The sequence below is a fragment of the Rhizobium sp. P2_G2 genome, assembly GCF_056403555.1.
In genome coordinates, this window is the sequence record NZ_JBFUFF010000160.1 from 1 (window position 1) to 9,779 (window position 9,779).

The window sequence follows — 9,779 nt, forward strand, 5'->3', positions numbered from 1 at the left end:
ACGCCATACCACCGCATGCACAAATGGCCTGGCCCACAGGCGGGAAATCCGGCGTCTCGAATGGTAATGTAGTCCCGTTTGCAGAGGAGAGACCTCTTCACTCCTGTGGTGGGATCAACGTCGCTTAGCGCGCCAATTGAACCACCATCGCGATATTTGTTGACAAGCTTACTGCCCACCAGCTCCAACACGTCGCCGCCATTACAGATGTGGTCCAGACCCGGATCGGGGCTCGCGTCGGCTAAGCCACGGTGGTAAGCGTTTGGTGCTCCGTCCTCATCGCGCTCAAGACTCGACCTGAAGACGACAACCTTGGAAGATGTAAGTACCCCCTTGCCCTTCAGGAGATCAGGGACCTGGGAATCCGGTACCGGGGCGAGATCGCATGCCGTCGCGGAATGTCCGCCAATGAGAGCGGAGGTGACGAACAGTGCCAAAGAAACAAAATATGAAACGCGCATGTGATTGCTCCCAGAAATGACTGMCGACATGCAATGCTACTAACCTAAGGGCTATTTGCCCTCGATCTTCTGACGTTTGATCTTGAGTTCGGGAATGTTCGGAATTTGAACGTAATAGAAGCCAGGGCATTTCTGGTCGACCTGTGTAGAGCACTCAACTACAATCCGTTTCACTTCGACGTCCTTGCAGGCGTATCCAGGTGCCTGGCCCTGGCTTTTCAGCTTCTTTCCTTTGACGAGATCCTCGAATGTCAACGAGATGGCGGCTTCGCCCGTATCCACATGATCAGTTTTGTACCAAATTTGAATATCTATCGGTACTGACATTTTGGGACCGAACTTTGTGATCCGAAGCGCTCCCTTGACCGAACACTCAGGGACACAAGCACCTTTTGCGTCGCAGTCGGTCTTTGGATAAGTTTCAGTCGTAACCGTGAGGTTATGCGTGGCGGCGTCCGCAAAAGCTTGCTCCGAAAAGCAAAAAGCCGCTGCAACGCAAACTAGCAGCTGCCACAGCAACCTATTCGGACAAAAATTGAATGCAGTGGATATCCGCATAGTACCGCACCTCCTCCGATGCTGTCACGAATGTCGGCGGAAGCCGCCTTTTGTTCATTGTTGTGCTCGTTTGGATCCAGCGAAAGCGTCAAGTTTCCACAACGCTTAGTACTTCAAGCACTTTCATTGCTTTCATGCAAGTAGACAGCAAACCTTTGGTCGAGCCAGCGCCGTCATCAATACCAAAACGCGGGAAAGTAAGGCGGACGGGCGGCCTGCAGATGAATAAAAGTAATCGGCGACGTTTATCCAAGCCGATGAAAATTGCGCTATCGTCCTTCATGGTTCGCCCCTCACTAAGCACGGGGCAAGGCTCCGACCTATCCAGAGCAACCCCGATTAAGTTTATCGCGGGGGCGCCTGCACACAACGTCCGTTCCAAAGCGGCATTGATCCAAAATACTCCTAGAGAGAACTGCCATGGCGACAGCGGCGGAAGGTATCCATGAGCAATGTAAGAAAGCCGGTCCGCACCACTGTTGATACGTTCGATCGCGCCGTGTGCGATTGCGGAAGCCGGACACACCGTCACGATCAACATCAAGCTCGCTGGCGCTCAGGGTTAGAAGCGTGGGACAAATCAGTTTACTGCTACAAAGTAATATGCTTACCTAGGCTGGTATCAAGAGGGGGAGACACCAATGCTGAACCGCCGTGCTTTTATGATTGCCGCAGCAAGCGGGGTCGCTACAACTTGCCTACCCATAGATGCGCGCGCTGATACATTCGATGCTGACCTAGCCGCTTTTGCAGCCAAGCCAGAAGAGATTGAGTTTGCTGCTCAACTTAGAGAGCGTCAACTCGAGGAGCTTCAATTCTTTTCCGGCAGACCATTCGCGAGCCGCCCTCCGGCCTCTAGTCGTGAGATATCTGAACGCGCCAAGAAACTGATTGTCACGTTTGAGGTCACAAGTGAAACGCGCTACGTGAAGAAATACCAATCCCCAATTTGGCCGCAGGGCCAATCGGGCGTGACGATCGGAATCGGATATGACATTGGATATGTTCGGTCGGAATGGCTCGAGGAGGATTGGCAAGATATCAATGGAATCACTCCGCAAATGATATCAGATCTAGCTGTTGCATGTGGAGTGACTGCGGGCGATGCCAAACGTCTACTCCCCCAGTTGAAGCACATTGTTGTTCCGTGGGATGCGGCTTACTTCCAATTCAAGAACAGAGTCTTACCAAGATACATTGGCGAAACGATTTCATCGTTGCCAAACGCCGAGATGCTCTCGGACGACTCTCTTGGTGCACTAGTATCTTTGGTCTACAACAGAGGCGCTAGCTTCAAAAAAACGACCCCGCGATACTCTGAAATGAGGAGAATAAGGTTACACATGGTTTCCAAGGAATTCGACAAAATTCCGTCGGAAATAATTAGCATGAAAAGACTGTGGCAGGGAAAACCTAACATGGGGGGAATACTTGGCCGTCGTGATTTAGAGGCAGAACTATTCAAAGCTGGCCTCAAATGACACATCTGCTGTTCAATTTAAGATTTCTACAGCGCATCTGCTTGGCGTTTATCGTCACGGCCTTGCTGGCTACGGGAACTCACGTAGCTCACGCAGCTTCCAGGAAAGCATTCGTCGTCGGCATATCTAATTATCTAAATCTACAGCCGCCGCTGTTGAATGCAAGAGTTGATGCAGAGAATTTTGCCGCAAAGCTCAAGTCTGCCGGTTACGAAACAACAACTCTATTCGATGAGGAAGCCGCAAGTGACCCGTTGTTTCAAGCTTGGGACAACTTTCTCGTGGGCGTACATGAAGGGGACGAAGTTGTCTTATACTATTCGGGTCACGGACTAAGCATCGATGGARATACGCAGCTAATTGCCCAAGACAGCCCTCCACCTTCCAAGGTCGTTGGAAAGTACGGACTCACGCGATCTCTCATTTCCTTGAACAAAATGATGATGGATCTGGCCGATAGGAATGTTGCGATTCAAGTGTGGATAGTAGACGCGTGTCGGGTCAATCCCTATGTCCTGCCAGGCCGATCATTTTTGAGTACTTCAGGTCTTAGACCTGAGGTATTTTTTGCCAATCAATTTGTATTCTATTCGGCGAACTACGGTCAAGTTGCTGCGGATCGTCTTCCGCAAGATGAAGGCAAAGCGCTAGGATCGCCATTCGCGCGAATACTTTTAGAGCAGTTTGATTCAGGTAAAGAGCTATCTATCGCCGACTACGCCAAAAAAGTTAGACTTGGCTTACTTAACCTGCTTGCCGACACCACCGGCGATCCTCAGTTTCCCGTTTTCGAAGACGGGATCGTAGGAACTTGGTGTTTGGCAACTTGCTCTGACAAGTTGGCTCAAAACACCGAACTGCCGGCTAATAATGCAATCGCGCTCGCCAACTCGAGGCGAACGGCGGTGAATGATGAGCGCGAGAAACAGCTTGTAAATTCGCTAGCTTCGCTCGCTGGCACCAGCATTCGGCCGCCAACAAACAATAATTCAGTCTATTTGGGGAAGAAGTCCGCCATTCTAATCTGTAGGCCAGGCAGCTTTAGCGACGCGTTGCCGTTCGGCTGCGAGGCGGCACAGAAATTCCTGCAGTTGTCCGCGGGTAGGATCGGGGATATTGAAATCCCGACAGCTTCAACAATAGCAGCACGGACGGAAGTTAATGTCCGGAAAAGTCTGCCTACACAGGTAGGCAATCAGCTATTCTATGAGTGCAAGGTAGGAATGTTGAGCCCCGGAGATCACCAAGATGTAAGCAGGATGTTCACATACAAAGCTGCAGGGGACACCTTCTTTTTTGCGACATTGCAAGGCCGTCCGATGACTAATTGCGAAGGTGCTGTCGACCTCCTCGCCTCGCTAGAGGGGCTTCCGAAATCCGCCTATGACAAATCGAAATATAACATTCCCTATGTTTCGCTTGACGGAAGTGTCACCATCGGGCTGGATTACAATCTTGGTTATGTAACCAAAGAGCAAATGAGAGCAGATCTGTCGGGATTGCTTGATAACGCGATGGTCGACGCTCTCGAACCGGCTGTCGGCATACGTGATAAAGCAGCGGCAGCGGTGTTCGTGGCTCAATGGCCAAAGGATCGCATAATTCCCTATGAGACTGCAAAGGCTATCCTGATCAGAAATATGGATAAGTTCGGCAAACTCCTACTAGAAAGCGTGCCGAGAGCCGCGGAACTTAATGGATCTTGTTTTGGTGCGGTGGCGATAACTCTCCACAACGTTGGCTCTTTTGAGCGCCCCGGCCCCCGAGGGGTGGAATTGAAAAAGTTAAAAAAGGCAATCGAAGACGGTCATCAAAGCGAGATACCAAAAATATTAAGATCCATTGGGCGCACGGAACGCCTTCCGGGGTTGAGACGCAGGCGAGAAATGGAAGCTGCACTGTGCGAAAAGTCACTGCATCAGTAACCGACTGCTCCATTGGACCTTGCTTCATCGGGAAAACGCAGGAGGGAAATCGACTGTCCCACATAAATAGTAGTTGCTTTTTGGTGCGCACTATCCCAAGTTGTCTTAGATGTTGTGGGACACTTGGAGACCGAGACGATCGTTGGGTACGCGCGCACTTCTACGTGACTGACGGTTCAAGGCCTTGCCGCCTTGGCAATCCTCGGACGGGAATGCCGCCGCCCCTATTTCCAATTTAGGGCGACGGCAATGGGCAATTTCCGCGACTGCTTGCGCATGTGCGCGGGGTGAGACCGAGCGCCCTGCCGGAAACTCAGCGCCCAGCCTCCCGCATTTTCTCGATCCAGGGCCTTTGGACAAGCTGGTATCGCCCAAGGATTTTCTGAGCCGTAGACTGAGCGAACTCCTCAATCGCGGAGTCGCTCTGGTCGGGCGGTGAAATAGCACCCCTTTTGAAAGCGCCTCAGTCGAGTGTTTTGAATCAGCACCGAAATTTGGCTCTGACTCACTTTTGATTGTGAATCAGCACCGAAATTTGACCCCCGTCTGAATGGCAACAAGTGCATGATTTTTCTAATGAATTCGTCCTACGGTTGGGGTCATCATCGGCGCCGATCGTGACCCTACCGATTTTCTGATTCAGACCGGAAAATCAAAGCCTTACGCAGCCTTCGCATGGGGTCAACGTTCGGCGCCGATTCACACCGTATGACAGGGGTAGCCTTGCTCCCTTCAAATCGCCAGCCATCATGACGCCTTCCGAAGGTCTGTCTTTTGGGCGGTTTCAACATCAATGTGGTCACGGCGACGGCTGAAGAAAACGATCCAGTCGAGCGCGCTGGCACTTGCCTCGTCCGGAGGCCAATAGCCCGGCAAGGCATAGCCTGGTTTGCCAGCTTTCACGGTCTGGACGCTCAGAGCTTCGAGTGAGGGAAAGCCGTGACGACGCAGCCAGCCGCGCCATTGCTCGATCTGCTGCGCCTTCGCCTTGGCCACGAAAATGAGCGGGACGGCTCGCGGCGTCTCGACGCGCGGCGCGGCGTCCTCGCGCGGGTTAGGTTTATTTATTTTTTCTTTCTCTGGGTTTGGTGGACATATTTGTCCCCCTTCGCCGGACAAATCTGATCGCCTTGCCGGACGGATTTGACCACCTTTGTCAGGGTAAAGGGTGACAACTCTGTCCGTCTTTTCGCGGGCGTCCGATGCGCGTAAAATCGACGCCGCCGAGGGACGATATTCCGTGTTGTGCCTGACGCCATTTCCGCGCTGGACCTCGAACCATCCTTTGACCTCAAGTTCACGGACGGCGCGCTGAATGGTCTTGACGCTCTTGCCGGTCGCGTCGGCAATCGTCTGATAGGACGGCCACGCCTTCTCGGTGTGGCCGTTCAAATGCGTGGTGACGATATAGAGCGCCACAGACCGGGCGCTGTCGCTCAAATCCCTGTCGCAGCTCAACTGCTGAAGCCATTGCAGCTTCACGTCCCGAAACGGCCGCGCCCCGCTCATGTGTGCCTCCCTTGGCGCAATACGACAGGGAAAGAAGGGCCAGAAACGGCCGAAAAAGGTGGGACAGCGGCTCCACTAAGCCATTGATTCTTATAAAATGGACTCTTCGTCCCACACAGGGTTAAGCGGCTGATTTTCCTCGAATTCGGCAGGCCCTCCGGGCCCACCATCACTTTTCGCATTGATATTCCAGAAAAAGTATCAAATTCAGGGTGATCAGCGTCGTTGTAGCCGGACGCGAAGTTTCGGACTTTTGACACGAGGTTTCGGACTTTCCAGTTTTTGCGCCTGGGTTCAGATCGATCCAAAGGTGGCATTGAAACCCCTTTGAAGGGTCCTTGAAGAGCTATTACGAACGGCAATTTTTGTCGGACCGAAACGCCGCATTTCTTACCTGGGCGGCCTATCCAGGATCTTTCCGCCCACCCATAAAAGAGCAACGGTCATCAAGAATAACAATGCGAAACCGGGTATTCGCAAGAGAATATCATGCACACCCTTCCAACTGCCGGGGGTTTGGACCCAATTGAGCAGAGGGTCATACGGCAGCAAACGTGCTACCGATTTGATGACATCAAGACCGGTGAACGCTGGCCAGGTACCCTTGTCTAGATAGCTTATTACTTGCCACGCAAGCAGTGCAACACCACACGCAAAGCACGCGATCATCACCAAGAATAGCAAGGCAACTGGAATGAAGACAATCAGACCCATTGAACCGCGCCGGGTTTGCCGGAGGCCGTTTGGTTTAAGTTATGCTGCCATGGCTGGTTCGTCCAGCATGGCGAAATATCGCTCCTCGGCTTCGGCTGGCGGGATATTTCCGATAGGCTCCAGAAGCCTTCGATGGTTGAACCAGTCCACCCATTCCAGTGTTGCGAATTCAACGGCTTCGAAGTTTCGCCAGGGGCCGCGTCGATGAATGACCTCGGCCTTGTAAAGACCATTGATCGTTTCGGCCAGAGCATTGTCATAGGAGTCGCCGACACTGCCGACGGAGGGTTCTATTCCGGCCTCCGCCAGTCGTTCGGAATATTTGATCGACACGTATTGGGCAGATTCAACCGGTCGCCGCAACACCTTCGATCATATCTGATTTGAGCAACCCGTCGAGAGCCTCCGCAGGCGTGCGCCAGTCCAGCGTCTTCCGAGGCCTGCTGTTGAGCGCATGCGCAACGGCGCTGAGTTCATCGGCCCCATGCTGGCTGAGGTCGGTGCCTTTCGGAAAGTACTGCCGTAGCAGGCCGTTTGTGTTTTCATTGCTTCCGCGCTGCCACGGGCTTTGAGGGTCGCAGAAGTAGATCTCAAGGCCAGTGTCGATACGGAGCTGAGAATGCTGAGCCATCTCCGCACCCTGATCCCAGGTCAATGATCTCCGAAGATGCGCCGGTAGCTCCATGATGGTCCCGGCGATCGCGTCGCGCACAGCCTCGGCACCATGCCCGGCAAGAGCCGGTCCGTTTTTGACGGACTTGTCCTTCCCGTAGCGTTCCATGCGCGGCAGGTGCAGAAGCATTGTGAACCGTGTCGTACGTTCGACCAGGGTGCCGATGGCTGAGCTGCCGAGACCTAGAATGAGATCACCTTCCCAATGGCCAGGCACCGCTCTGTCGCCAATCTCCGCGGGTCGGTCGCTGATCATCAGTGCATCACCAAGAAAGGATTTGTCGCGGTTACGAGCACGTTCCCGAGGCAAACGCAGCGCCCGTCCAGAGCGCAAGCAGGCCGATAGTTCTCTCTTCAATGCGCCGCGGCCCTGGATGTAAAGCGCCTGATAGATGGCTTCGTGACTGATACGCATGGTCGAGTCCTCGGGGAAGTCCAGTCTCAGACGCCGCGCAATCTGTTCCGGACTCCAGGCTGTGGACCAACGTCGACTTTGCCGATGAACGGCCCGTCGTCCTTTCCATACCACGACAGGCCCGTCAAAGGCGATGCCGCCTGGTGTGGCAATGAGGCCTGCAAGCCGGTCATGAACGTAGTCACGAAGTGCTGGATTGGTTGCAAGCTTTGAAGCTTTCGGCCGTCGTGCTGCCCTATCAGCATGCCACTGCGCGGTAATGGCGCGATAGTCGAAGTCGCCACCGCGTGTGGCCGAATTGCGCCTGATCTCGCGCGATATTGTGCTGGGCGATCGCCCCAGTTTCCGCGCGATCGCACGGACGCCTGTGCCCCGAGCGCATTCCAATGCTATATCCTCTCGCTCTCGGAACGTCAGGCTTCTGCTTTTGAGTGGCATGGCTGAGGGCGAGAGATGAGTGGGAGGCATGCCGCCAGAACTCCGAAACCATCGGTTCCCTACGGGGGCAGAGACGCCGGCTTCCACGGCGGCATCCTCGCTGGACAAGCCCGCCGCCACTTCTCGCCAGAACCGACACAGGTTCTCACGCTGCCACACCGGTGGCCGACCTGGCGAGAACAATTTTTGCCGCGTTGAACGCTCTGACTTCCGTCTTCCCGTAACCATTAACACCTCCTACTTTCAAGGTGTTGCGGCGACCGGTTGAATCTGCCTTGAACGCCTCTGTCCGAGTGGTGGACCAGCCCGCCGCGATGGACGGGCCGCCGCTCATGGAGCGCCTGCTCCAGCGCATCGAGGACGAAGCTGGCATGAGCAGTCCGGCTCACCCGCCAGCCGACGATGCGGCGGGCGAAGGCGTCGATCACGAAGGCGACGTAAACGAAGCCCTGCCAAGTGGCGACATAGGTGAAATCGGAAAGGTCCGAAGGACGCATGTTCGGCCTTGGTGCGCGAAACTGGCGATTGACCCGGTCGAGCGGGCAAGCGCTGGCCTTGTCCGACACGGTGGTTTTGACGGGCTTACCGCGAATGATGCCCTGAAGGCCCATCGTCCTCATGAGCCGGGCGACGGTGCAGCGAGCGACATCGAAGCCCTCCCGCTGCAGCTGCCGCCAGACTTTGCGCACGCCGTAGACCCTGAAGTTCTCATCGAACACCCGGCGTATCTCGACCTTCATCGCCATGTCGTTGCGAGCGCGGACCGACAAGCGATCCACGTCCGTGCGTTTGGCGAGGGTCTCGTAATAAGTGGACGGGGCAATCGGCAGCAGTTTGCAGATCGGCTCGACCCCGAGCACCGAACGGTGTTCATCGATGAAGGAAATCATCGCTTCAGTGGGCGGTCGAGCTCCGCCTGGGCGAAATATGCAGACGCCTTGCGCAAAATCTCGTTGGCCTGACGAAGTTCGCGGTTCTCGCGTTCCAGAGCCTTCATCTTCTCGGCCACATCGCTCGGCAATCCGGCTCGCTTGCCAGTATCGACTTCCGCCTTCTTGACCCACTCATTGAGCGTATGCGCTGAGCAGCCGATTTTGGCTGCTATCGAGGAGACGGCCGCCCAGCGGGAGGGGTGTTCAGCTTCATGATCGAAAACCAGCCGCACCGCTCGGGCGCGGACTTCAAGTGAAAATTTGTTCGTTGTCTTGCTTGTCATGGCTCCACTTTCTCACGAGTTGGAGCCTCCGGCAAACCCGGCGCGGTTCAGGTCTTTGTCGCGTCTCGTGGTGACCGGTCCTCCCACACCATCTAGCATTCGCTCGGGGCCGTTATCAGTAATTGCGTAGCGCCGGATTGCTAAACGCGCTTCAGGCTCGCAAGCGCCAAAACTGAGGTTGGGGTATGCGGGAGCGTTCGACGTGGTAAGAGCCCGATTCAAAAGTTCATTCGTAGATCCAATATCTTGCGATACGTCTGGTGAGCATTCGGATTGAAGCGATTTGCGCCCATGCTGTTGAGCTTTCGATGGACTTTTCCCAATCCTTGGCGAGGCGGCGGCAACGCCCGAGCCAAGCAAATGTTCTTTCGACGGTCCGCTGTACAATGT

General features: G+C 54.6%; 7 protein-coding genes, 3 pseudogenes and 1 other annotated feature. Of the genes and pseudogenes, 2 read left to right on the forward strand and 8 right to left on the reverse strand.

What is annotated here, in order from left to right; translation table 11 throughout:
* The 3 genes from AC1D06_RS40040 to AC1D06_RS40050 form a co-directional block, all read right to left on the reverse strand.
* A partial coding sequence (locus AC1D06_RS40040; RefSeq protein WP_477991053.1) for a hypothetical protein occupies positions 1-461 on the reverse strand: 461 nt, incomplete at its 3' end.
* Between the two features lie 51 nt (positions 462-512).
* A complete protein-coding gene (locus AC1D06_RS40045; protein ID WP_477991054.1) occupies positions 513-1,019 on the reverse strand; it encodes a hypothetical protein in 507 nt (168 codons plus the stop codon).
* An 88-nt stretch (positions 1,020-1,107) separates the two neighbouring features.
* Positions 1,108-1,302 (reverse strand): hypothetical protein, encoded by a 195-nt coding sequence (locus AC1D06_RS40050; protein ID WP_477991055.1) that lies wholly within the window; start codon positions 1,300-1,302, stop codon positions 1,108-1,110.
* 358 nt (positions 1,303-1,660) lie between these two features.
* Here AC1D06_RS40050 and AC1D06_RS40055 point away from each other — a divergent pair, with 358 nt between their 5' ends.
* A complete protein-coding gene (locus AC1D06_RS40055) occupies positions 1,661-2,500 on the forward strand; it encodes a hypothetical protein (RefSeq protein WP_477991056.1) in 840 nt (279 codons plus the stop codon).
* Positions 2,497-4,425, forward strand: coding sequence for a caspase family protein (locus tag AC1D06_RS40060; protein ID WP_477991057.1), 1,929 nt, complete (start codon positions 2,497-2,499; stop codon positions 4,423-4,425). Before AC1D06_RS40055 ends, AC1D06_RS40060 begins: the two co-directional genes overlap by 4 nt.
* Positions 4,426-5,172: 747 nt before the next feature.
* On the opposite strand, the gene AC1D06_RS40065 is transcribed toward AC1D06_RS40060, so the two are convergent.
* From AC1D06_RS40065 to AC1D06_RS40085, 5 genes and pseudogenes are all read right to left on the reverse strand, one after another.
* Positions 5,173-5,934: a helix-turn-helix domain-containing protein gene (locus tag AC1D06_RS40065; RefSeq protein ID WP_477991058.1), complete on the reverse strand. Its 762-nt coding sequence runs from the start codon at positions 5,932-5,934 to the stop codon at positions 5,173-5,175.
* Positions 5,935-6,687: 753 nt separating this feature from the next.
* Positions 6,688-6,990: pseudogene (locus tag AC1D06_RS40070) on the reverse strand (integrase core domain-containing protein); the annotation flags it as partial.
* Between the two features lie 4 nt (positions 6,991-6,994).
* Positions 6,995-8,401: an IS30 family transposase gene (locus AC1D06_RS40075; protein ID WP_477884500.1), complete on the reverse strand. Its 1,407-nt coding sequence runs from the start codon at positions 8,399-8,401 to the stop codon at positions 6,995-6,997.
* Positions 8,402-8,448: 47 nt separating this feature from the next.
* A pseudogene (locus tag AC1D06_RS40080) lies at positions 8,449-9,389 on the reverse strand (IS3 family transposase); the annotation flags it as partial.
* Positions 8,989-9,105: a sequence feature (AL1L pseudoknot), on the reverse strand. (Overlaps the previous pseudogene by 117 nt.)
* A 226-nt stretch (positions 9,390-9,615) precedes the next feature.
* Positions 9,616-9,779, reverse strand: a pseudogene (locus tag AC1D06_RS40085) (IS5/IS1182 family transposase); the annotation flags it as partial.

Bases quoted from the DNA above. Each gene is read 5' to 3' on its own strand.
- AC1D06_RS40045 (WP_477991054.1), bottom strand. From the start codon at position 1,019: ATGCGGATATCCACTGCATTCAATTTTTGTCCGAATAGGTTGCTGTGG.
- AC1D06_RS40050 (WP_477991055.1), bottom strand. From the start codon at position 1,302: ATGAAGGACGATAGCGCAATTTTCATCGGCTTGGATAAACGTCGCCGA.
- AC1D06_RS40055 (WP_477991056.1), top strand. From the start codon at position 1,661: ATGCTGAACCGCCGTGCTTTTATGATTGCCGCAGCAAGCGGGGTCGCT.
- AC1D06_RS40065 (WP_477991058.1), bottom strand. From the start codon at position 5,934: ATGAGCGGGGCGCGGCCGTTTCGGGACGTGAAGCTGCAATGGCTTCAG.
- AC1D06_RS40075 (WP_477884500.1), bottom strand. From the start codon at position 8,401: ATGGTTACGGGAAGACGGAAGTCAGAGCGTTCAACGCGGCAAAAATTG.